We start from the raw sequence: 24197 nt of genomic DNA on the forward strand, positions 1-24197 counted from the left end.
CTTAGAACTTTTTCTTTTTCTTCTTTTCGAGCACGACGATCGCTTCGACGTGCGCTGTTTGTGGGAACATATCATACGGTTGAATGTACGATACCTTATATCCCGCTTTCATCAAATGATCGCAATCACGTGCAAGCGTCTGCGGGTTACACGAGACATAGATGATTTTTTTCGCCTTAGACGAAATCATTGCGTTCAATAACTGCGTATCACAACCTGAACGGGGGGGATCGACGATAAAGACGTCTGGAATCCAGCCTTCCTTCACCCAACGTGGAATCCATGCTTCTGCCTTACCGACGACATAATGCGCATGGTCAAAGCCATATTGCTTCATATGCGCATTCGCATCTTCAACTGCTTCTTCGATGATTTCCATACCACGGACTTCTTTTGCACCCTTAGCAATCCAAAGTCCGATTGAACCGACACCTGCGTAAGCATCGACGACACGTTCTTCGCCTGTCAAAGCAGCAGCACGCGCGATCTCTTCATACATCCGCTCTGCTTGTTCCGGATTCAACTGGAAGAAGGCGCGTGGCGACAGTTGATACGTGAACTCGCCCATCTCTTCTTCAATCCGTTCGACACCACGCAAGACTTCCGTCTCTTCTCCAAAGACACGTGACGTTAACTTATCATTGATGTTCAGCGCGACCGAGACGACACCTGGAATGTCCATGATATCGCGCGACAAACCCTCTAGATCACGGAAGCCGTCTTTAAAGGCAACGAGCACGACTTGAATTTCACCCGTTTTGATTCCTGTCCGGACGACGATATGGCGCATGACACCGTCTTGTTTTGCTGCATGGTAAACAGGTACTTTATAATCGTTGAGTAATTTCGTGACAGCTTGGTTGACACGAAGCGTATCCTTATTTTGGACGACACAATCATCGATTGCGACCAGACGATTCGAATTCGCAGAATAGAGACCACTAACGATTTCATTGCCTTGTTTCCCGACGACGAATTGTGATTTATTGCGGTAACCCCACTCCTTCGAACCAATCGTCGGACGGATATCGGCCTTTTCGACATTCAATTTCGTTGATTTTAAGAACGCATTGCGAAGCATCTCTTCCTTATAACGCAATTGCCCATCGTAACTCATATGTTGTAATTGACAGCCACCACAGACACTATAGACTGGGCAAAGTGGTGTCACGCGGTCTGGTGAACGATCGTCACGCTTTAAGATTTTCGCATTCGCATAGTTCGCATGAATTTCCGTGATCTCGATTTGTGCCGTCTCACCTACAAGCAATCCTGGGATGAAGACGATTTGTCGCTCGAGCGTCGCGATCCCTTCACCGTTGATGCCCATCCGTAGACACGTGACTGAACGGACCTCACCTGTCTTTAATTTGATTTTTGTTGCCATCGATTTCATCCTTTCCGTTTGTGCAAATGAAAAAGCGGTCTCAATCTACCGCTTTTTTCGTTTCTTCTTGTTCTTTCATATCCTTCGCATACCGAACGACTTTTGCCTTGAGTTGATCTAGTGATACGATCAGTCGTTCCAAATCTTCGATATCTGATGATTCATCGAGTGAATCGATTGTATGACAGAGAAGCTGTATTCTTGATTTTAGCACATTCATTTGACCAAGTTTATCAGTTCTTGCTTTTCCCATTATTCAGACTTCCTTTCTTCCGCTGGATTCCGACGTTATTTTAGCATACGATACGAAGTGGAGAACTAAAAAGGAGGAGTATCTATGTCACATTCATCACCCATCACGATCGCGAACGATCCGTGGGAAGCTTATCGCGACATTGAACAATACGGCACGGTCCGTTTGACGAACATTGAAGTCACGACGACAAAACTGTGTAACATGCGCTGCGAACATTGTGCCGTCGGTTACATGTTATCCAGTAGCGAGTCACCTGAAATCCCTGTCGAACTGCTTATTCAACGTCTGGATGAAATCGAACACCTACGCGCCTTTTCCATTACAGGCGGCGAACCGATGCTTTCAATGAAGTCCGTCAAGGAGTACGTCGTCCCTTTACTTAAGTATGCCCACGAACGTGGCGCTAAAACCCAAATCAACTCAAATTTAACACTTCCATTATCTCGTTATGAATTAATTATCCCTTATCTCGATGTCTTGCATATCTCACATAACTGGGGAACAGCCGATGATTTCATCGATGGTGGCTTTGCGATGATGGAGCGAAAACCGTCACGTGAAGCACGAACGAAACTATTTGAAACGATGAAAGAGAATGCTCGTGTCTTGAATGCACGTGGTGTCATCGTGTCTGCCGAAACGATGATCAATAAACGGACGTTGCCACATCTTGAAGCGATCCATAAGGAAATCGTCGATATGGGCTGTGTCCGTCACGAAGTGCATCCAATGTACCCAGCTGACTTCGCGTCGATGATCGAAGCCGCTAGCTTATCCGAAATTCGCAATGGAATCCATCGTTTGCTCGACGTCCGCGATCCGAACGTCTGGATGTTGTTCGGAACACTTCCTTTCTACGCATGTTCGATGGAAGAGGCAGATTTAGAATTGCACCGTCGCTTGCGTCAAGAAAAAAACGTATCGGTTCGCAATGACCCTGATGGTCGTTCTCGTCTTAACGTCAACATCTTTGATGGTGAAATCATCGTAACCGATTTCGGTGACGAACTCGCTTCGCTCGGTACGATTCACGAGACGTCCTTCAATGATGCGTATGCCCAGTGGCAAGAGACAGAACTGAATAAAAGCTTGTCATGTCACTGTCCTGCGGTGCAGTGTCTTGGACCGAACGCGCTTGTGAAAAACGCATATTACCCTGAGATTGATTTCACAAAACAATCGAGTCGGCTTTAAGAATCAAAAAAAAGGTTTTGAACAATGGCGTCCCGGGAAAAATGTCACAAAGTAGACACATTCTGTTTTATAAAAAGGGGTGACCGGGATGGAATGGCTCGTAGGTATTGTCGCAATCATCGGTACGTTCAGTATGGTCTTGTTCGTCATGATGGTTGGTATTCGTGCTTCACACAGTATCGAACATGATGAAGTGTTCGATCAGACAGATTGGGATGAACATCTCCTGCACATGCCTCGTCCGACACGGTTTGAACAAGAAAATAAATGAAACACGCCCCGGTCTCCCTTTTCGAAGTCCGGGGCGTGTTATGCTAAAAGAAAAAAGAAAGGTCGTCGTTACTTGTGTCACGTCGTTTTGCTCTCATCTTATCGATCGTCTTCATTTCCGGTTTCACACAAGGATTACTGATTCCATTACTGTCCATCTTGTTAGAACGTCAAGGGACATCTGCTTTCATTAACGGACTCAGTGCCGCCGTCCTCTATATCGGTGTCATCGTTGCCGCACCTCTTATGGAAGGTCCGTTACGACGGCGTGGTTATATTCCTGTCATCTCATTCGGTCTTGCCCTTGTCGCAGTGGCTGTCTTCTTATTCCCATTACTCCCAAGCATTATCGCTTGGGTAATTCTCCGCTTCCTCGTCGGTTTCGGTGATCAGACGTTACATTATGGGTCACAAGTCTGGGTAACGTCCATTACACCAAACGAGCGGTTAGGACGAACGATGTCGTTATACGGGATGGCATTCGGTCTCGGTTTTGCCTTAGGTCCTCTTGCTGCACCGCTCGTCGATGTGATCGATTGGTTACCGTTCGTGTTAACAGGAACTTTGACCGTCATCGTTCTGATTTTATTATTCCGTATGCCAAATGAAAAACCGTCGTCCGTTATGCCAGAGGAATTGCAAAGTGCTGCTTCACGGTATCGACTCGTCCTATCGACTGCTTGGTTTACATTACTTCCTGGTTTTACATACGGTTTTCTCGAAGCCACACTGAATGCCAGTTTTCCCGTTTTTGCGACGCGTAACGGATATGGTTTATCCGAGACAAGTACCTTAATCACGACATTCGTCGTCAGCTCATTGATCATGCAGCTACCACTGGGGCGACTTGCCGATCACTTCGGAAAACGTCGGACGTTAGTCACTGTACTGTCGATTGGTTCCGTCGCTTTTCTCACTGCTTGCTTCGCCTTCGAACGTTACGGTTGGTTGTTCGCGATTTTTGCCGTCAGTGGAATGGCACTCGGCTCGACGTATTCGCTCGGTGTTGCCTATATGACAGAACAGCTACCACGTCATCTTCTACCGACGGGTAACTTACTTGCCGGGATTGCCTTCAGTCTCGGTTCGATTCTTGGTCCAATTGCCGGTAGTCTGTTCGTCATACTCCCTTCCATGCTGTATTTCAGTTTATTCGTTCTTGTCTTGACGACGCTTGCGCTTCTATTGCGGTATGCCAAACGTCATGAGACACCCCGAATCTAAAAAACGGACCTTGCGCCATCGATGCGCAAGATCCGTTTTTTTCATTTCACGATTCCTTCTTGCCGAAAACTCCGCCAGAGCTTATCGTCGATCGCATACGGCTGTTCTTTTGCACGCTTCAGCTCTTCTGTCTCGAGCAGCACGACGACCTCTCGACCGTTGATTGACCACACTGAATCGTAACCTCTCTCCGCCTCGATGATTTCCACATCCACATCTCCATGGGTTTCCTTCAACTGCTGACTGACGCACGTTACGACGAACCGGGCAAACTCATCACGTGGACGACGAGTGGCGATGATCTTTCGAACGATCTCATTCCGTTCCATTCGTTTTCATCTCCTTCCGTTTTATAGTCGCACTAGCCTTTCAGACAAGGCCGAATCGGTCTTCACTTGACCGTACAGAAAAAAGCCGAACGGGTCGGCTTGAGCAACGAACGATTGGGAGTTACTTTGATTGAAACTATTTTTGCACGATTCTGAATCTTCGTCAACCTCGCTTTTGAAACCATAACGGAAGGTACGTCGAGACTAAAATACCACTGACAACGAAGAGTAACCCAAGCAACGCTTGCGGTGGAATCGTCTCGCCGAGAATCAAGGCCGATAAACTGACACCATAGATTGGTACGAAGAACATGAACAACGACACTTTACTGACTGGATTATATTTCATTAGTAAGTTCCAAAGCGTAAATCCAGTCGCTGATAAGAAGGCAAGATACACGAGCATCCAAGCACTTGTCGTTGAAAAGGTGAATGGTGCGACGTGACCATCGAGAATGACTCCTGCGATAAAGAGACCGATTGATCCAATGACCATCGCCCATCCAGTCATCGGTGCCACCGGATAACGTGCCGAGTATTCTTTGGCAACCAAGTTACCGAACGCCCCGGAAACCATTGCTGCGATCAATAATCCTTCCCCTACTCCAAACGAAACACCTTGCCCACCTTGTGGCCAGTTGGCCAAGATGACACCTGTGAATCCAAGGAATAAGGCGAGTCCTTTAAATCGATTCAGACGATCGTCTTCATATCGAAAATGTGCCAGTAACATCTGGAAGAACGAAGTCGATCCGGCAATGATTGATCCTTGTACGCCAGTTGACAAAGATAGACCGATATAAAAGAAGACGTACTGCAAGAACGTCAAAAAGAAGCCGAGACGACTATAGGCGTAAGTCCGCTCCTTCAATGTGATCGTCTGTTTGAAGACGAAGACACTGACGACAAGTAATAACACACCTGCTAAAAAGAAACGATAGCTCGCAAACAGCAATTGCTCTCCATATTCGGAAGATGTGATCTGTAATAAGTCATAACTTTTTTTAATGAAGGGAAACGCACTTCCCCACAAAAAAGTCGTCAATAATGCAAAGACGACGAGTCCAATCCGATGGGTTAAAATTTTTTGCATCTTTCTAGTTCCTTTCCTGTTCCTTTTCACTGAAACATGATATAGTAATTTTACAGATAATAATAATTATAATCTAGAGAAAATGAAACTCATTATCAATCAGTTAAACTCATTGATATATCACATTCTCATTCTCTTTCTATAATGATTTCATTTCTCATTTACATTTTGAAAGGAGTTTTAATATGACGACTTCCACTACTACCGATGTTCAACAGCGTTCCGTATTCCGTCATGCTTGGGATGAGCATCACGAATTGATTCTAGCATTGTTTAGCGGAATATTGATTTTAGTTGCTTACGGACTCGAAAAATTCAATACGGCGTCTGCCGTTTATGTCACGTTGTACTTATCAGCATATGTGATCGGAGGATATGCGAAAGCGAAGGAAGGCTTGACGGAGACGTATCAAGAAAAAACGTTGAACGTCGAATTGTTGATGATTTTAGCAGCGATTGGTGCTGCTGCCATCGGCTATTGGATGGAAGGTGCGATCCTTATCTTCATCTTCGCGTTATCCGGTGCTCTTGAAACCTATACGATGAATAAAAATGAACGGGCTTTACAAAGTTTAATGTCCTTACAGCCAGAGGAAGCAACGCGTCTGAATGCAAACGGTCAACTTGAAGTCGTTGGAATCGAGCAACTAGTAATCGGTAACCTCGTCTATGTTCGTCCCGGGGAACGCATTCCGGTCGATGGTGTCATCATTCGCGGTCAAGCAGCAATCGAAGAAGCATCGATTACAGGCGAATCGATTCCGGTTGAAAAACAAACGGGCGATACCGTTTATAACTCGACCGTCAACATGAATGGTGTCTTGACGATTGAAATGACGAAAGCCGCTGATGAATCATTGTTCCAAAAAATCATTCATATGGTCCAAAACGCACAAAGTGAGCAGTCTCCCTCTGCTCAGTTCATCGAACGATTTGAAAGTCGTTATGTCAAAATCGTCCTCCTCGTCGTTGCCCTGATGATGGTCCTTCCTCATTACGTCGTCGGCTGGACATTCGAGACAAGCATTTATCGGGCGATGATTTTACTCGTTGTTGCTTCGCCTTGTGCGCTTGTCGCGTCGATTACCCCTGCTGCCTTGTCCGCAATCGCCGCATCTGCGAAAAATGGCGTTCTCTTCAAAGGTGGAGCACACATCGAGACACTCGGACAAGTCGACACGATCGTCTTCGATAAAACAGGGACTCTGACAACAGGTAAACCCGTCGTTACTGAAAGTCGGTACGCGGAAGGAATCGATATCCGAGCCGTCGAACAAGCCGTTGCTTCCATCGAAGCACAGTCGAACCACCCGCTCGCACAAGCGATCGTTGATCACTTAAAAACCGATGTTCGCGAACCGTCAACGTTCAAAGATGTGACAGGATACGGGATTGAAGCAACTGTCGATGGCGTCACGTATCGTATTGGCAAGCGAGCATTCCACGATGGTCTAGACGATCCATTCGTAACGATTGAACAGTCACTGAAAGAACAAGGGCATACAATCGTTTATGTCAGCAATGGATCACAAATCGTAGCACTTTATGCATTACGTGATACGATTCGTCCGGAAGCTAAAACAGCAATCGCCGCTTTAAACAATCTCGGCATCGCGACGATCATGTTGACAGGTGATAATCCGGTCACGGCAGCAGCCATCTCGCGTGAAGCGGGTTTAACGGACTTCGTCGCTGAATGCTTACCGGAAGATAAAGTGCGCTATATTAAGCAATACCAAACAGAAGGTCGGACCGTTGCGATGGTCGGTGATGGTATCAATGATGCTCCGGCGCTCGCACTGGCACATGTCGGGATTGCAATGGGTGAAGGAACGGATGCTGCGCTTGAGACTGCTGACGTTGTCTTGATGAAAAACGATTTAGGTCGTCTTGCCTACGCCGTGCATAAAGCCCGGAAGATGAACCGGATCGTCAAACAAAACATCACGCTTGCGATCGGTGTCATCCTTCTATTGATCGCATCCAACTTGTCACAGTTCCTAATCATGCCGTTCGCTGTCGTCGGACACGAAGGATCGACGATTCTTGTCATCCTGAATGGCTTACGTCTTCTTCAACAGGATGCTTTACCAACTCTCCCACAGCGTGTATCCGAAAAACGATTAGCCGCTTAATCATTAAAAAAAACGTCTGACTGCCACACGGCAGTCAGACGTTTTTTTGTCTCTTCATCCGAACGTATTCGTCGGAATCGAATCGAGTTCTGCTTGTTCCTTCAAGCGCTTTTCTTCCATCTTCTTCGGATCCGCTTTTTTCATGAATCGTTCCCATGACGCGTTCAATTCAGAACCAAGTAAGATGATCAATCCTGTGAAATAAAGCCATAATAACAAGATAACGACACTACCGAGCGAACCGTACGTCTGATTGTAGTTTGAGAAGTTCGAGACGTAGAATCCAAATCCGACCGATAGTAATTGCCAGACGATGACACCAAAGACGGCTCCTGGGATCGCTTCCTTAAAGGTAATCGGGCGTTTTGGTGCGACGCGGTAAAAGATCGACAGTATACCAATCAATAGAATCGTTGAAACGACGTAACGCAAGACCGTTAATAAGATTTTTTGCCCCATATCGATCGGGAGAACGAAATTCGCAAGATACGTGATGATTGGACCACCAAGAACGTTCAAGACAATCAATAATAACATCCCGATTCCGAGAACAATCGTGAGTAGTAAAGCAATCCCGCGTGCTGCGACAAAACCACGTGGCGAGAAATCACCATAGGCATGGTTCGCTGTCGTGATCAAGCGATCGACACCTTTTGAAGCGGACCAGATGGCAAGAATCGCACCAATCGATAACAATCCCCCCTGCGGATCCTTGATGGCTTGAAAAATCGTATCCGTGAATGTATTGACGGCCCCACCCGGTGCTAAGTCCCGGATTTGCGACTCAAGTGTCTGACGATCAATATCAAAGAACGACAAGACGGAAATGACGAAAATGATACCTGGGAAAATGGATAAAAACCAGTAATAGGCGAGTGTCCCTGCATAATCCGTAATGTTGTGATCGGACATTCGCTGCTTTAAGTTCAAGGCAAGCCCTTTAGGATCGCGTGAATGCGCCATCGTCATCTCTCCTTCCTGAAAAAGAGGCAGTCAAAGACCACCTCATTGTTTTAATATACTTTTCCCATTTTATTTCAACTAAAACCTCATTCGTTTTCAGAAAGAATCAATTTATAGAACGGTTCTGTCATTTCTGCCAATTGTTTGGCAAGAGACGGTGGACGAATCGGCAATGATGGCAATTCGGATCGTTTAATCCAGACTGGTGTATAACCAGACCCTTCCTCTTCGAATTCTTCACCCATACCTGTTCCAAAGCGACCGCCAATTGCTTTCGCCCAAAAATAAGGGTTATCGAATCCGTTAAAACGGACGATGGCAGCAATGCCATTCAACTCCACGTCGACACCGAGTTCTTCATGTGCTTCACGAATCGCTGTCTCTTCTAGTGATTCTCCATCATCTTTTCCACCGCCTGGAAAGACATAATACGTTTCGTTCGGTTTATCCCGTCGAATCAACGCAATTTCATCCTGTTCATTTCGTAAAATGATCGCACTTCGTTGAATCGGCATGACGCCACCCCTTTTCAAAATTAATTCATTGAATGGCATCCAGCATTTCTGGAACGAGTCCATTTTCTGTCGAAGCGATGACTTCTGCCGCGATTTTCATGCCAAGCTTTAATGCCTCTTCTGCTGGTTTTTCTTTTGTCAATTCAGATAAGACAGCAGAGAAGAAGGAATCGCCTGCTCCCGTTGAGTCGACGACTTTTACTTTTTTCGTTCCAACATGACCTGACGTCGCCGTACGACGATCGACGTAGACCGCCCCTAGTTCACTCATCGTCACGACCGTGAATGGAGCACCTTTTTTCGCTAGCTCATTTGCTACATGAATCGCATCTTCTACCGTCACGATTGACAGATCAGACAAAATTTCTGCTTCTTCGCGACTGCAAATGAATCCAGTGAATCCTTGTAACAGATGACGATTCCGTTCAATGACGCTCAAGTGACCACAAACACCAAACAATGGCAACTCCATTTTGCGACATAGATGAATCAAACGTTCCAAGACTGTAACAGACAAATCAAGATCGATGGCAACGGCATCGACTCCATCGAGCGCATAGATTGATTGACGTAAAATCGCCTCTTCGAGCAACTTCGCATCCGGTTGTTTCGAGATTGAGGTTTGCAAGTCACCTTCGTTATCCATGACCGCTAGCCACATACCCATACCATGATCTTCTAACATTTCGACATGATCCACATTCGCACCGTAAGATTTCAGCTCATCGAGCACTCCCACGCCAATCTGATCATTCGTAACCGTCGAGATAAAGCGAACTTCATTCCCGAGGACGGCTAAGTTTTGTGCTACGTTGCGTCCTGTTCCTCCATTCGAAAACGTGATGTCTCCTACGTTTTTCGCATCCTTGTGCAAAGGAGCGAACGAAGTTCCTTTTATGTCGACGAATACTTTTCCGATTACCGCGATTTTATTCATTCCAGTTCCACCTCTAACCATATTTCCTGATTCCCGATCCTTGAATTGATCTTTCAGGCACATTGCTTCAATTATAGTAAAATTTTAAATCAGTGACAACCGAAGCACTTTTTTTCTAACTGTTCGCTATCTTCTCATAAAAAAAACAGCAAGCGAATCGCCTGCTGCTTTGTTTGAATTTAGATGTTCGCAATCACGAGACTGATTGCGAGTAATAATCCGAAAATCGTATTTACTTTACCAGTCTGCGCCATACCAGGCATCAGTTGTTCTGGTGGCAAGTCCTCCCAGAAGAGACGGACCGTTTTAATCATGAGCGGAATACTCAACAACGCGAGTAAGGCAAACCAAGAGACTTCGAATGCCAGTACAGCAATGATGAGTGACAGGACAGCTGCCGCAAAAAATCCGATCAAAACGTACACGGCACGGCGATGCCCTACAAGACAGGCAATCGTTTTTCGTCCGTTGACCTTGTCATTATCCAAGTCCCGAATATTATTTGCAAGCAGGATTGAACCGATCAAGATGGCAACAGGTATCGAAATCGCAACGGCTTCCGTTGGTACATAACCAATTTGCAAGTAGGCAGAGATTGCAATGATGATATATCCCATGAAAAAGCCAGCAACCACTTCCCCAAAAGGTGTATACGCGATCGGTAGTGGTCCTCCGGTGTAAATATATCCGACGAACATCGAGATGAGTCCTACGACAAGTAACCACCACGAAGTCTCGATGCATAGATACACACCGAGTAGTGCGGAAATGCCATACAACGTAAGTGCAAATGCAAGAATCGTACCTGGCTTGAATCCATCACGTACGATTGATCCACCGATTCCGACCGATTCCTCTGTATCTAAACCACGTTTGTAATCGTAGTATTCATTGAACAGATTCGTTGCGATTTGAATCAACATCGATGCGATTAACATCGCTACGAACAAATCCAAGCGTATCGATTCCACACGTGGTGCGACAACTGCCGTACCGACGACGACCGGAACAAAACTTGCTGTCAGTGTATGCGGTCGTGTCATTCGCCAATAGACAGCGATTGATTTATTCATATAATAACCCCTTTCCTGTCTAAGTGTAGCGGGTTTCGTTTTTTGATGTCAATGTTCAATCCAAGATAGCTTATTCCTTCTTTTTTGTCCGCAAAAAGTTTACACTTAGAATAAGTGAAACATATCACAGTATCTACAGACTAGGGGGCAATGAGCGGTATGGCTTACGCTCAACAAGAGCTAAAACAGTGTATCGAACAGGCCGTCAGTCAGGCGAATGCCTCACAACGACCTATACTTGCTTCGTATTCATGGGAAATCGAAGCAACTGACATGCGTTCTCTCGAACAGGGTATCGAGGAACGATTTTATTTCGCGACACCTGATCGCTCGATGCGGGCCATTGGGTTTGGCATCGTACAACAACTTCAGGCTTCAGGAACGGATCGTTTTTTACGAATTCAATCGCAATGGACAAATGTGAATCGCGACCATGTCGGTCATGATTTATTTGCGTTCAGCGGATTCTCTTTCACTGAACTTAACCAACCGGATTATCGCTGGTCTTCCTTTGGAGACGCTTCGATGACGATTCCGAAGTTTTTATTCTTAGAGCAAGATGGTAAGACACGCGTGACGATCTTCGCCCGTGTTGAACCGATGGATCAAGTCGATTCAATCTTAAATCAGCTCGCACTTGATTTCGCCAAAGTTAATCAACCGCAAACACCGACTTCGACAGGCGTCACGCGTTTACGTCTATCTCGGGATGGAAATGAAGCCTTTGAAGCCTCGTTTCAACAAGCGATGCATTACTTGGAGACAACACTTGAAAAAATCGTTTTGGCGCGGGAAGTCGTCTACGAACTGGACCGCCCACTTGATGTAGCCGCTGTCGTTGCTGAACTCGAAGATACACAGCCCGGTAGCTATGTCTTCTGCTTCCAGCCGAATCCGGAAGAGGCCTTTATCGGAGCCACACCGGAACGACTCGTCCAAAAACGTGGACGTCGCCTTGAGACAGCAGCCGTCGCCGGTTCTGCACCGCGCCACGCGACGGATGAGATGGATGAGGCACTCGGTCAATCGTTATTACAAGATCAAAAGAACCGAATGGAGCACGGGATTGTCGCTGATTCGATCGAACGGACGTTATCTGCTTTTTCAGAGCAACTGGATTGTCCGGATACCCCGATTCTCTTAAAAAATCGTCATATCCAACATCTCTATACACCGATCACGGCGCGTTTAAAAGCAGATGTCACGTTATTCCAACTGATTGAGAAACTTCATCCGACACCTGCACTTGGTGGCGAGCCAAAGCAATTAGCGGTCGATGCGATCCAAGAGATTGAAACGTTCGAACGGGGTTGGTACGGTTCACCCGTCGGTTGGATGAATGGACAGGATGATGGGGAATTCATCGTTGCCATTCGCTCTGGATTATTTACGGAACGGGCTGTCATTCTTTATGCCGGTTGCGGTCTTGTTGAAGGTTCTCATTTCGACAGCGAGCTAGCAGAGACGGAAACTAAACTATCACCGATGTTACAAGCTCTTTCACACATTGGTTCGATTGAAAAGGATGATATTTATGTTGACTAAGTGGATGCACACGTTAATTGATACGCTCGTCGCGTCTGGTGTCCGGGACTTCGTCATCAGTCCCGGTTCCCGCTCAACACCACTTGCTATTGCAGCTTTTCTGCATCCGTCTAGCCGTACCCACGTCCTGGTTGACGAACGGTCGGCTAGTTTTTTTGCTTTAGGTTTAACACGGACGGAAGAGCGTGTTCGTCCCGTTGCGCTAATTTGTACAAGCGGTACCGCTGCGACGAACTATTATTCAGCAGTAACCGAAGCTAATATTTTTGAACTTCCATTGATCGTTTTGACTGCCGATCGACCTCATGAATTACGTAATGTCGGGGCACCTCAAGCCATCGATCAGGTCGGACTATACGGCAAGCAGGTTCATCATGCATTTGATCTTCCCTTAGCGGAAGAAGCGAGTCTTCCTTACGTCGCTCATGTCGCACAACGTGCAACCCTGCTCTCCCTGACGGAACCGGCGGGACCAGTTCAAATCAACGTTCCATTACGTGAACCACTCGTGCCTGAACTCGATCTTTTACGAACAGGTCGTTCTGTCGGCGTTTTACCTGAACCGACATCGGGAGTAAATAACGCCTTAGCGATCGTGCTTCAGAAAGAGCGCCTTCTTTTTGTACTTGGACCACAACTTGCTGCCGCGGACAGTCAGATTGTCATCTCGTATGCAAAACAAGCAGGGATTCCGGTCTTAGCAGATCCACTCAGTCAAGGACGGCAATCGCATGATGATCACGTCTTTGCCTACTACGATACATGGCTAAAACATCCGGCCACCGCTCAGCACGTCCGACCGGATCGAATCATTCGTTTCGGCGCCATGCCGACGTCAAAACCTTATCTGCTTTGGTCTCGGGATATTCCGACGACAGTCGTTGGTCATCCAGGGAATTGGCGCGATCCCCAACTCCATTCGGATTTCGTGATTGGTCACGCGCGACAACTCGAACATCATGAGCCCGTTCCGCATGACCCTACGTACCTCAATCTGTTACAACAGGCAGAGCGACGCGTCACCGATGCCTTTACGACGATCGATCAAGAGGAGATGACGGAGTATAACGTCGTCCGCGCGTTAACGACGTTACAAGAAGGAAGCCTATTCGTTTCGAACAGTATGCCGATCCGAGATATTGATACGTTCTTGCCTACAGGAACACCCCTTCGTCTACTCGCGAACCGTGGAGCAAATGGGATTGATGGCATCCTCTCGAGTGCTCTCGGGGCAACGTTTGATGCCAAACACCGCTATTTACTCGTTGGTGACCTGGCATTCATTCATGATATCAACGGGCTGATGACAGCGCGCACGCTTCCGTTAACGATCATTCTCGTCAACAATGCGGGTGGCGGCATCTTTAGCTTCTTACCGCAACAGCAACTCGAGCAAGCGGTGTTCGAGCCACTATTCGGTACACCGCAGCATCTCGACTTCGCCTCCCTCGCCTCCGGCTACGGTGTGACCTATCAGGCGATTGATTCGATTGCTGCGTTACGTCAAGCACTTGCGGAAGAGACGAATGTCACTCGGATACTTGAAGTCAAGACAACACGAATCGAAAACGTACAGATGCATCGTTCGATTTGGGACGTGACGAATCAAGCGTTAGCCGAGGTATTCCGATGATTTTACGCGGTCATCCCTATCATGTGAAAATCGAGGGAGCTGGTCCACCGCTCTTATTACTCCACGGTTTTACAGGCTCCCTCTCGACGTGGGACATGCTAAGTGAGCATTTATCGACTCACTTCACCGTCTATCGCCTCGATTTGATGGGACATGGAGAAACGATACCAGCGTCTAATCAACGAATGCGTTTGACACAACAAGTCAAGGATCTTGAGGCGCTGCTCGCTATGCGATCCGAGCCATGGATTGTCCTCGGTTATTCGATGGGCGGACGAATCGCCTTAATGTTGAGTGTCGTCTCTGAGCAAATCGCTCGAACAATCGCTGTTAGTACAACACCAGGTATCAAGACGGCAGTGGAGCGAAAAGTACGTCGTGCATCCGATCGTATGTTAGCGGAGCGACTCGAAAAGGATGGACTCGAAGCTTTCATTGATCATTGGGAGACACTTGGATTATTTAAACCTCAAGCGCTTCTCAAAGAACAACAACGCACGCGACTGCGGCAGGAGCGTATGTCTCAAACGGTTGAAGGTCTGAGCGCTTCTCTTCGAGCACAAGGTACAGGAAGCATGCCCTCTCTTTGGTCATGCCTTCCGAAAGAGATTGATTGGATTGTCGGGGAAGAGGACGAAAAATTCCGCGCCATCGCCTTACGAGCGGCATCACCTGAAAAAATTCACGTGATTTTGCATGCTTCGCATGCCCCACATATCGACCAACCGCAAAAGTTTGTTACAATGGTAAAGAATCTACTTATTCATCACTAACATATTGGGGGAATTCAAATGAAATACGCTCCGGAATGGGTATCAGCCCGTAGCTATGAAGACATCAAATATGAACAATGGAACGGGATCGCAAAAATCACGATCAACCGTCCAGAAGTTCGCAATGCGTTCCGACCACACACGGTCCATGAACTCATCGACGCATTTTCACGTGCACGTGACGATCAAAACGTCGGCGTCATCATCTTAACAGGTGAAGGCGATCTCGCATTCTGCTCTGGTGGAGACCAAAAGGTACGCGGACATGGTGGATATGTCGGCGACGATGAAATCCCACGTTTAAACGTCCTTGATCTTCAACGTTTGATTCGTGTCATCCCGAAACCAGTCATCGCTATGGTCGCAGGTTATGCGATTGGTGGCGGACACGTCCTTCACCTCGTGTGTGACTTGACGATCGCTGCAGACAACGCCCGCTTCGGACAAACAGGTCCAAAAGTCGGTTCATTCGATGCTGGATATGGCTCTGGTTACCTCGCGCGCGTCGTTGGACACAAGAAAGCGCGTGAAATCTGGTACCTCTGCCGTCAATATGACGCACAGCAAGCACTTGATATGGGACTCGTCAACACGGTCGTTCCACTCGCGGATCTCGAGCAAGAAACGATTCAATGGTGTGCCGAAATTCTTCAACATTCACCAACGGCTCTTCGTTTCCTCAAAGCGGCATTCAACGCCGATTCAGATGGTCTCGCAGGGATTCAGCAACTCGCAGGAGATGCAACATTGCTGTACTACACGACAGACGAAGCAAAAGAAGGACGCGATGCGTTCAAAGAAAAACGCAATCCTGACTTCGGACAGTTTCCGCGTTTCCCATAATGAAAAAAAGGTTCAATCGTCTTACGACATTGAACCTTTTTCGTATATTCATCAAAAAGGAAGTGACTATTTTGTATCCTTGGATCTATACACGGGCAAAAGAGCAACCGGATGACATCGCGCTCATTACGGAAACGGAGCGTTGGACGTGGTCTGAACTATATGCACGCGCGCATCGTTTGGCGAGTACGTGGGCGACGATCGTGACACGCGGAGACCGGATTGCTCTTTACGGTCCATCCAGTGCACAGTATATCGTCGCTCTTCACGCTGCTCAATTGCTTGAATTAACCGTCGTCCCGATCAACACTCGACTAACGCAAAATGAAGTGCTGCGCCAATTCAAACAGGCAGATGTGCGGCTCGTCGTAACAGACCGGATACTCGATACAGCGATTCCGTGTCGAGCTTTTTCTTATGAAAAAGAAGCACCCGATCTGTTAATACGCCATATGCCTAAACAATACGTCCAATCAATGCTCTTTACGAGTGGTACGACCGGACATCCGAAAGCTGTGGAACAAACGATGTTGAATCATTTCTCGAGTGCGACGAATGCCGCTCGTCATATCGGATCACTGTTAGAGGATCGTTTTTTGATTGTCACACCACTGTTTCATATGAGTGGGTTAGCCGTCGTCTATCGAGCGGTCATCTATGGAGTACCGATCATTCTCGAGCCACATTTTTCACCAGAACGCGCCTTACACTGGATTACGACGGAAAAAATTACACATGTCTCACTCGTCTCAGTCATGCTTGATCGGTTGCTCGAAGCCGGACTACGTCGTCACGCGCTTCGCGTCGTACTGACAGGGGGTGGTCCTGTTCCATTACCGATTCTGACGCGTGCACTCGACCGCAATATTCCCGTCATGCAGACATATGGGATGACGGAAACAGCTTCTCAAATCGCGACTCTTCTGCCTGAGGATGCCTTACGAAAAATCGGATCAGCTGGACAAGCCATTTATCCGACGCAAATCCGCATCACGCGCCACCAAGAAATCGAAGTCAAAGGACCGACAATCATGAAAGGCTATTTTCATGATGAAGAGAAAACGGCAGACGCCTTTACAGCAGACGGTTTTTTCAAGACTGGTGACTTAGGACGTTTGGACGCCGATGGATACCTGTATGTCCTCGATCGTCGAAGTGATCTCATCATCTCAGGTGGGGAAAATATTTACCCGGCTGAGGTCGAATCAGCACTTCTCTCGATTGATGGGATTCAAGAAGCAGGTGTCGTCGGACGATTCGATGCTAAATGGGGACAAGTTCCGGTTGCCTTCATCGTAAGTTCACTCGATGAAGCCATCATCCGAACGGAAATCAGTCAATTGCTCGCCAAATATAAATGTCCGGTTGATTACATCTATCATAGCGTTTTGCCACGCAATGCGAACGGTAAATTATTGCGGAAACAACTGAAGGAGTCATTATGAGCATCACCCTCCGGTCTGCCGAATTGTTCGATGTACCACTCGTCTTTCGTCGTCCGATGCAAACAGCACTCTCGACGTTGACAGTACGCCGGACGACGATTTTGCGCCTGACCGATTCGGAAGGAAGAATCGGTTACGGGGAAGGAGTCGCGTTTGATACACCGTGGTATACGTCCGAAACACAACATTCTCTGCAAGGAATCGCTTCACTGCTGTACCAGTTACTTGACCAACCGCTCCATCATCCAGCAGATGTCACGCACCGCTTCCGCATCGTGCAAGGCAATCCGATGGCAAAAGCGATGTTTGAAGGAGCGATTTATGAATTATTCGCAGCAGCTTCCGGACAATCGCTCGCTACGTATCTCGGAGGTGATGAATCATCCCTCGTACCTTGCGGGAAAGCACTCGGACGGGCTTCTGCAACGCAGACCGTCGAAGCCGTCGGACAAGCGATCGCCTCCGGATATGGACGGATCAAGCTGAAGCTCGCTCCGACGGATACTGTCGTTCTTGAGCAAGTACGTGCGGCTTTCCCTGATGCGCCCTTGATGTTTGACGCTAACGGCAGCTTCATAGAAGCAGACTTTCCTTTATTACAGCATTGGGATTCATTCGGTCTCGTTATGATGGAACAACCGCTCGTAGCGTCGGATTGGTCCGGACATCAACGTCTCGCTAAACTCTTGCAGACACCGATTTGTCTAGATGAATCCATCGTCGCTCCAGCGGATGCCGATTTGATGAAGACGCTTCACGCTGGTCAGATTCTGAATATCAAGCCGGCACGTGTCGGTGGGCTGACGAACGCTTTGTCCCTTCGAACAAAAGCGCCCTACTGGCTCGGAGGGATGTTCGAGAGCGGCATCGGACGTCGTCAGACCCTTGCTTTCGCGACACTTCCAGGGCTCGCTTATCCGATCGATATGGCAAGTACGGAGGATTATTTTGAAGAAGATTTGCTCGAGACCCCGTATCATGTCGAACACGGACACATTCGTTATTCCGCTCCAGCCGTATCCGAATCACAGTTAAACAAATTGGCAACGTCCCGGATATCCTTATAATAGGAGCACTACGACGAAAAAGGAGGCTGACTCAAAAAAGAATGACGCGTCTTTTCACGCCCTTTCCTCAGGCGAGACACAAGCCAGCTTTCCTGCCTTATTCAAGCAGGAAAGCGGGTCTTGTTTGTCTCTGACAGCGCAAAGATGCGCTTTTTCCTGTAGGAGTTGCGTGAAACGCGTCATTCTTTTTGTTATGAGATAAGGGTGGCAGATTATCATTCTGCCACCCTTACTTTTGTGGAAACTGACTTTTGAGTCAGCCCCCTTCTCGTGTTTTACTATATGAGCTTTTCTTAGAACGATTCTTTGCCTTCGACTTTCGTCAAAATCTCATACCCGTCCTTTAAGACGACGACAGTGTGCTCAAACTGTGAGACAAGGCTCCGATTTGGTGTGTATAACGTCCAGCCATCCCGCTCATCTTCGATACAGAACTCGTCTCCTGTTGAAATGAACGTCTCGACAGCAATGACTTGCCCTTCCTTCAGCAGATCGTTTTCTTCACGATTGAAGTAGTTCGAGATGGATTCCGGCTCACCATGAAGTGTCTTCCCGAGACCATGCCCCGCTAAGTTACGGATGACGGTGAAACCACTCTTACGCGTTTCAGCATAGATCGCTTTTCCGATCTGATTGACCTTCGTTCCGGCTTTGACCTTCTCGAGTCCTTTTTCAAGCGCCGTCAATGATACTTCAACGAGTCGGACATCTTCCGGACGTTTTGCTTCTCCTGCGATGACTGTTTTCCCCGTATCCGAATAGTAGCCATTCTTCACAGCTGAGACATCGACATTAACAATATCCCCTTCTTGAATGACATATTTACCGGGAATACCGTGTGCTGCGATATCGTTGACACTGATACATGTCGCTCCCGGAAAATCATACATGACGATCGGGGCAGATTCTGCTCCCTGCTCCTTCAGAATACGTGCTCCGATGTCATCAAGTTCCTTTGTCGTGATTCCTGGTTTGACGGCATCCGCCATCTCGTCTCGCGCCATCGCGACGATGCGTCCAATTTCTCGTAATGCTTCATAATCATAATCTAACACTTTCATTTCCTCCTCATTCACTCAATCGTTCTTTGTATAGATAATCTGCGGAGATATCCGCAAATAAGAACATGCCATTGCTGAGCGGCATACTAAACGTCCGCGTTTGTTCACTCGAGCTGAAGTCGACGTACCGTTCCGACAGATATCCGCTATGCCGTCTCTCCATCGCTACCGTCGTCCGGATAAAGTAAGGACGAAAACTCCAGTTGTATCCCTTGTAGAAGGAATACAGTTTCCACTCGCCACTCTTTTTACTGACATTCGAAGACTGTTGGAAGCCATTCGCGTCCGTGATGTAAAACCGGATGAATTCCGGCTCCATCTTCCGGGCGAGCATTAGCAGCCATTGATCGAGATCTTGCTCCGATTTCAAGGACTGACAATACTCATTAAATCGAACTGTCCAGTCTTGCTCCAGTTGGAACAGGCGATTCATCTGTTCCCGATCATATTTATAGAACATCGGGACTTCATGGATCAAGACCTCCATTCCAGGACAAGTCATGACCCATTCCGGCGCAGCCTCTCCTAAAAGATTCCCCATATAATAGCGTCCACCATGCTGCCACGCATATCGAAGTTGACCAAGATGACTGATGTTTTTATACAAAAGTGGCGCTCCAAGCTGATCACAAAGGTGCTCCATCGTCTGTAAGAGATGCGGATACGATGCTGAGACGGTCTTTTTCTCAATCATTGAAGATAGATCGACGATCAACATATCCGGCGACATCGAAAAGACGCGTTCGAGACTCGTTGCTTCCGCGCGATCCAGCGCTACCTTCAGTCCAGAATTCTGATAGTACGCGACGATCCGGCCCAGACGATCAAAATCATCGACTTGAACATCCGTCAAAGTAACATACATCCGTTCTTTTGGAAACGACGAGTCGACCGTACGTAAAACATGCAAGAAATCTTCCCCACCGTTCTCAAACAACCAAGCCGGACGACAACGGATCAGGATGAACGCTTGTGTATCGGAGGGTACTTTTTGGAATGCTTGACGGACGACATGTCCCATGACTTCGAGCTGATACTCGATCGGAACATCATCTTCCTGAAAAAATGGTTTTAACGGTTCTCCACGAAAATGGGACTGGATTTCATACCCTTCCACCTTAAAAGGGGCAGCGCCTACGATCGGTTGAAACCACGCCTCTATCTCTTCGGGATGAACGATGACATCTAATGCGTCCATTCTATTCCCCCCTTGTACTCTTGTTCTATCTTAACAAAAAAGGAGCCTCTCTGTAACGAGAGAGCCCCTGTTTTACGATAACGTCGTATCTTTCCGCATTGAGATATACAAATACACACCGAATGTCGCCGTCAAGTAGATGATACTCAGGACACCGTATTGAATCCCAACAGCCCCGCCCTTACCAATGGCCAGCACAAGAAAGATGATGCCACCAAATAATAAGGTCGCTAACGGAATATAACGAAAATGTCCTTTTGTCGTCCGCTCACAAATCTTTTTCGTCGCGACGATCAGTGCAACGAGACAGACGGATGCTGCTACATAAATGGTATACACGAATGATTCAGCCCTCTCCCTATCGTTCATGGCTCATTTTATCATGACCGCTTAGATAAATCATAAAAAAGAACCGACTTGTCTGTGACAAATCGGTTCGAATCGTTTACTTTTCAAAACGTGGTTTGCGTCCACCACGGTTACGATCGCTTTCGCTACGGTTGCTACGTCCAGCATAACCGCCTTCACGACGATCTGATGAAGAAGATGAACGACCACCTTCACGACGATCGCCACCACGCGGGTTGTTTCCGCGGTATCCGCCACTGCGGTTGCCGCTTCCACTTCCACCTTTGTTTCCGTAAGGACGACGGTTTCCACCACCGTTGCTACCGAAACGTTTCACGCGGATTGGTTCGATTGAAGAGATTTGGACTGGTGTTGCATCCGGCTCTTTCGTCAATCCTTTAAGTGCTGCTGAAAGAAGTTCTACTGCTTCGTACTCTTCTAAGAGTTCTTGTGCAAGTGTCGTATATTCTTTTGAGTCTTTTGCTTCAACACGTTTAATGAGTTCTTGTGCAGCAAGCTTCAAGTTGCCTTCTAAGATTTCATCAAGTGTTGGTGCATGACGACGTGACATTTTTTTGTTCGTGACACGTTCGATTGTTTTAATTTGACCGAATTCACGTGGTGTAACAAATGTGACAGCCGATCCTGTTTTACCAGCACGACCTGTACGACCGATCCGGTGAACGTAGCTTTCTGGATCTTGTGGGACGTCGAAGTTATAGACGTGTGTGACACCAGAGATATCAAGACCACGTGCTGCAACGTCTGTCGCGACGAGGATATCGATCGTTCCTTTTTTGAAACGACGGATGACTTGGTCACGTTTTGCTTGTGTTAAGTCACCGTGTAAACCGTCAGCTGTGTATCCACGTTGGATCAAACCTTCAGTCATTTCGTCAACACGTTTTTTCGTACGACCGAAGATGATTGAAAGTTCCGGAGAATCCGTATCGATCAAACGGCAAAGGACGTCGAATTTTTGGCTTTCTTTCAATTCGATGAATGACTGCTCGATGTTCTCAACTGTCATTTCTTTCGCCTTGACTTTGATGTGTGTCGGAGTCGTCATGAAACGATCTGCGATTTTACGAATTTGTGGTGGCATCGTTGCTGAGAACAAGAGTGTTTGACGAGTTTCAGGAAGTGCACCGAGGATTTTCTCGATGTCTTCGACGAATCCCATGTTCAACATCTCATCTGCCTCGTCAAGGATGACCGTTTGAACGTGATCGAGGTTCAACGTCTTACGGTTCATGTGGTCCATCAAACGTCCTGGTGTTGCAACGACGATTTGTGGATTTTTGCGAAGTGCACGGATTTGACGATCGATTTGCTGACCGCCGTAAACAGGAAGTGCATGAACGCGTTTTACTTCACCGATCCGGTTCAATTCTTCAGCTACTTGGATTGCAAGCTCACGTGTCGGAGCAAGGATCAACGCTTGGATGTTGCGTGATTTTGCGTCAAGACGCTCGATTGTTGGAATACCGAATGCTGCAGTTTTACCAGTACCTGTTTGTGCTTGACCAATTAAGTCAACGCCGCTGAGTCCGACTGGAATTGTTTCTGCTTGGATTGGTGTTGCTTCTTCAAAGCCCATTTTTAGGACACCTTTGATAAGTGCCTCACTAAGATTTAATTCACGAAATGTTGTCAATGCTAAATACTCTCCTTTGTCATATGAAAAGCGTCTGCCACTAAACAGACGCTACCGTAACGAATACAATCGACTACCTATTATAACAGAATCTATCCCATAAAGATAGAGTGGTTTCTCTCATAATAATGTTTAGGGAAGTCACCATCATAATCGTTGCCATAAGGGCGAGGGAAAGGCGAAGTGCCCGGACCGTGCGATGAACGTCATCGCGTGCCCCCACTAGTGATGGGGTATATTCAGTAAATGGTCGCCGGTAATCAAACCAGCCGCAACCACCAAAATGATGAATTCCTTACTATCTATTCGAAACGCAGGCTTACTCGGTTTGATTATTGCGTCAACCGAATACCCGTTTCATTTTTTTCTATTTTTTTATCTTTCAACAGGCGACCGAGCGCTCGTTTGAATGCTGCCTTACTGAGACCGAATACTTCATCGATCGTCTCGGGAGCTGTCTTATCACCATACGGCATCTGACCATCATGTTCAAGTAGATGGTTCAGAATCAACTCCGCGTCTGTATCAATGGCTTCAAAGGCACGTGGTCGTGCTGAAAGTAATACTGTACCATCTGGTTTTACATTTGTCACTCGTAATTTCAAGACTTCTCCAAGACGCGGCCAACGTTCCATCTCGCGTTCATGCAAGAATCCGATTGACTGATCGTTGACCCAGACGTTGACGCCTGGTTCGCGTTGTGAGAAGACGAGACCTTCGACGTCCATGTTGTTCCATTCTTCTGGAGCTGGCTTCGCTCGTAAGTTGAAGTAAGCATATGGTGCAGGGTCTCCGAGTAAACGAAGCTTTTGATCATGTTTTAGACGAATGAAAAGTTGATCGCCTTCTTCCGGCCAGAACATCCGACGTTGCGGCAAATCGTCAAGTGAGACAAGAACATCTTTTTGAATCCCGATATTCGCGAACACTCCTGTGTTATAGCGTGTCCCATTGATCGTCGTCTTGACGTAGTCCTCAAATGAAGCTTCTGGAATCGTCATCGATGATGCCAAACGTCCTTCATTATCTTGATACAAGAAGACTTCTACTTCATCATCAAGAGCTACTTTTTGTGTCTGTTCATTGTTATGCAACAACACATCTTCATTTCCATCTGTCAAAAACACTCCGAACTCTGCTTCACGTTCTACTTTTAATGTGACAACCTGTCCTGCGCGTAATCCCATTTCGGGTCATCTCCTCTCTCTATTTGAATTGGTTTAAGTTCATTCGAACCATCCTTCTGTTCTT

Annotated in this window: 22 protein-coding genes and 1 pseudogene; 10 read left to right on the forward strand and 13 right to left on the reverse strand. The window is 47.1% G+C overall.

Annotation, left to right across the window (positions count from 1 at the left end; all coding sequences use genetic code 11):
- Window position 1: 1 nt before the first annotated feature.
- Both rlmD and Q9R23_RS10265 read right to left on the reverse strand, forming a co-directional pair.
- On the reverse strand, window positions 2-1387 hold the full coding sequence (gene rlmD, locus Q9R23_RS10260; protein WP_214856502.1) for a 23S rRNA (uracil(1939)-C(5))-methyltransferase RlmD: 1386 nt from the start codon (window positions 1385-1387) through the stop codon (window positions 2-4).
- Between the two features lie 40 nt (window positions 1388-1427).
- Window positions 1428-1640: an SE1561 family protein gene (locus tag Q9R23_RS10265; RefSeq protein WP_214856501.1), complete on the reverse strand. Its 213-nt coding sequence runs from the start codon at window positions 1638-1640 to the stop codon at window positions 1428-1430.
- Between the two features lie 84 nt (window positions 1641-1724).
- Between Q9R23_RS10265 and yfkAB the strand changes: the two genes are divergently transcribed.
- The 3 genes and pseudogenes from yfkAB to Q9R23_RS10280 all read left to right on the forward strand — a co-directional run.
- Window positions 1725-2837, forward strand: coding sequence for a radical SAM/CxCxxxxC motif protein YfkAB (gene yfkAB / locus Q9R23_RS10270; protein ID WP_056063645.1), 1113 nt, complete (start codon window positions 1725-1727; stop codon window positions 2835-2837).
- 88 nt (window positions 2838-2925) lie between these two features.
- Window positions 2926-3108, forward strand: a complete 183-nt coding sequence (locus tag Q9R23_RS10275; RefSeq protein WP_023467292.1) for a hypothetical protein — start codon at window positions 2926-2928, stop codon at window positions 3106-3108.
- 68 nt (window positions 3109-3176) lie between these two features.
- Window positions 3177-4331, forward strand: a pseudogene (locus Q9R23_RS10280) (MFS transporter); the annotation flags it as partial.
- A 41-nt stretch (window positions 4332-4372) separates the two neighbouring features.
- On the opposite strand, the gene Q9R23_RS10285 reads toward Q9R23_RS10280, so the two are convergent.
- The gene (locus Q9R23_RS10285) at window positions 4373-4660 is read right to left on the reverse strand and encodes a hypothetical protein (protein ID WP_023467290.1); all 288 of its coding nucleotides are present in this window, start codon (window positions 4658-4660) and stop codon (window positions 4373-4375) included.
- A gap of 163 nt (window positions 4661-4823) precedes the next feature.
- Window positions 4824-5753 carry a DMT family transporter gene (locus tag Q9R23_RS10290; RefSeq protein ID WP_311247001.1) on the reverse strand — a complete coding sequence of 310 codons (930 nt, stop codon included), beginning with the start codon at window positions 5751-5753 and terminating at the stop codon, window positions 4824-4826.
- Between the two features lie 185 nt (window positions 5754-5938).
- On the opposite strand from Q9R23_RS10290, the gene Q9R23_RS10295 reads away from it, so the two are divergent.
- Window positions 5939-7888, forward strand: coding sequence for a heavy metal translocating P-type ATPase (locus tag Q9R23_RS10295; protein WP_311247002.1), 1950 nt, complete (start codon window positions 5939-5941; stop codon window positions 7886-7888).
- Between the two features lie 54 nt (window positions 7889-7942).
- Here the strand turns inward: Q9R23_RS10295 and Q9R23_RS10300 are convergent, their stop codons facing one another.
- The 4 genes from Q9R23_RS10300 to Q9R23_RS10315 all read right to left on the reverse strand — a co-directional run bounded on the left by Q9R23_RS10300 (window position 7943) and on the right by Q9R23_RS10315 (window position 11376).
- On the reverse strand, window positions 7943-8851 hold the full coding sequence (locus tag Q9R23_RS10300; RefSeq protein ID WP_035412690.1) for a YihY/virulence factor BrkB family protein: 909 nt from the start codon (window positions 8849-8851) through the stop codon (window positions 7943-7945).
- 86 nt (window positions 8852-8937) lie between these two features.
- Window positions 8938-9366, reverse strand: a complete 429-nt coding sequence (locus tag Q9R23_RS10305) for an NUDIX hydrolase (RefSeq protein ID WP_035412687.1) — start codon at window positions 9364-9366, stop codon at window positions 8938-8940.
- A gap of 25 nt (window positions 9367-9391) precedes the next feature.
- Window positions 9392-10303, reverse strand: coding sequence for a guanosine-inosine kinase (locus Q9R23_RS10310; RefSeq protein ID WP_035412684.1), 912 nt, complete (start codon window positions 10301-10303; stop codon window positions 9392-9394).
- A 179-nt stretch (window positions 10304-10482) separates the two neighbouring features.
- Window positions 10483-11376: a 1,4-dihydroxy-2-naphthoate polyprenyltransferase gene (locus Q9R23_RS10315; protein WP_214856494.1), complete on the reverse strand. Its 894-nt coding sequence runs from the start codon at window positions 11374-11376 to the stop codon at window positions 10483-10485.
- A 159-nt stretch (window positions 11377-11535) separates the two neighbouring features.
- On the opposite strand from Q9R23_RS10315, the gene Q9R23_RS10320 reads away from it, so the two are divergent.
- From Q9R23_RS10320 to menC, 6 genes are all read left to right on the forward strand, one after another.
- Window positions 11536-12921, forward strand: coding sequence for an isochorismate synthase (locus Q9R23_RS10320; protein ID WP_035412678.1), 1386 nt, complete (start codon window positions 11536-11538; stop codon window positions 12919-12921).
- The gene (gene menD, locus Q9R23_RS10325) at window positions 12911-14554 is read left to right on the forward strand and encodes a 2-succinyl-5-enolpyruvyl-6-hydroxy-3-cyclohexene-1-carboxylic-acid synthase (RefSeq protein ID WP_214856493.1); all 1644 of its coding nucleotides are present in this window, start codon (window positions 12911-12913) and stop codon (window positions 14552-14554) included. The genes Q9R23_RS10320 and menD overlap by 11 nt, the downstream gene beginning before the upstream one ends.
- Window positions 14551-15327, forward strand: a complete 777-nt coding sequence (gene menH / locus Q9R23_RS10330; protein WP_290784216.1) for a 2-succinyl-6-hydroxy-2,4-cyclohexadiene-1-carboxylate synthase — start codon at window positions 14551-14553, stop codon at window positions 15325-15327. The genes menD and menH overlap by 4 nt, the downstream gene beginning before the upstream one ends.
- An 18-nt stretch (window positions 15328-15345) precedes the next feature.
- On the forward strand, window positions 15346-16170 hold the full coding sequence (menB, locus tag Q9R23_RS10335) for a 1,4-dihydroxy-2-naphthoyl-CoA synthase (protein WP_023469886.1): 825 nt from the start codon (window positions 15346-15348) through the stop codon (window positions 16168-16170).
- Window positions 16171-16232: 62 nt separating this feature from the next.
- A complete protein-coding gene (menE, locus tag Q9R23_RS10340) occupies window positions 16233-17615 on the forward strand; it encodes an o-succinylbenzoate--CoA ligase (protein ID WP_311247003.1) in 1383 nt (460 codons plus the stop codon).
- On the forward strand, window positions 17612-18682 hold the full coding sequence (menC, locus tag Q9R23_RS10345; RefSeq protein ID WP_290758036.1) for an o-succinylbenzoate synthase: 1071 nt from the start codon (window positions 17612-17614) through the stop codon (window positions 18680-18682). The genes menE and menC overlap by 4 nt, the downstream gene beginning before the upstream one ends.
- 293 nt (window positions 18683-18975) lie before the next feature.
- Here menC and map read toward each other — a convergent pair whose 3' ends face one another.
- The 5 genes from map to Q9R23_RS10370 all read right to left on the reverse strand — a co-directional run bounded on the left by map (window position 18976) and on the right by Q9R23_RS10370 (window position 24133).
- Window positions 18976-19737, reverse strand: a complete 762-nt coding sequence (map, locus tag Q9R23_RS10350; protein ID WP_023467279.1) for a type I methionyl aminopeptidase — start codon at window positions 19735-19737, stop codon at window positions 18976-18978.
- A gap of 13 nt (window positions 19738-19750) precedes the next feature.
- Complete coding sequence (locus Q9R23_RS10355; RefSeq protein WP_311247004.1) at window positions 19751-20941, reverse strand: EAL-associated domain-containing protein; 1191 nt, start codon at window positions 20939-20941, stop codon at window positions 19751-19753.
- 72 nt (window positions 20942-21013) lie between these two features.
- Entirely contained in the window at window positions 21014-21280 is a 267-nt protein-coding gene (locus Q9R23_RS10360) for a hypothetical protein (RefSeq protein ID WP_311247005.1), read from the reverse strand.
- Window positions 21281-21386: 106 nt separating this feature from the next.
- Entirely contained in the window at window positions 21387-22946 is a 1560-nt protein-coding gene (cshA, locus tag Q9R23_RS10365) for a degradosome RNA helicase CshA (RefSeq protein ID WP_214856487.1), read from the reverse strand.
- Window positions 22947-23278: 332 nt separating this feature from the next.
- Entirely contained in the window at window positions 23279-24133 is an 855-nt protein-coding gene (locus Q9R23_RS10370) for a CvfB family protein (RefSeq protein ID WP_214856486.1), read from the reverse strand.
- Window positions 24134-24197 lie beyond the last annotated feature (64 nt).

Origin of the sequence: Exiguobacterium sp. BRG2, assembly GCF_031844245.1 — a bacterium.
Classification (GTDB): domain Bacteria; phylum Bacillota; class Bacilli; order Exiguobacteriales; family Exiguobacteriaceae; genus Exiguobacterium_A.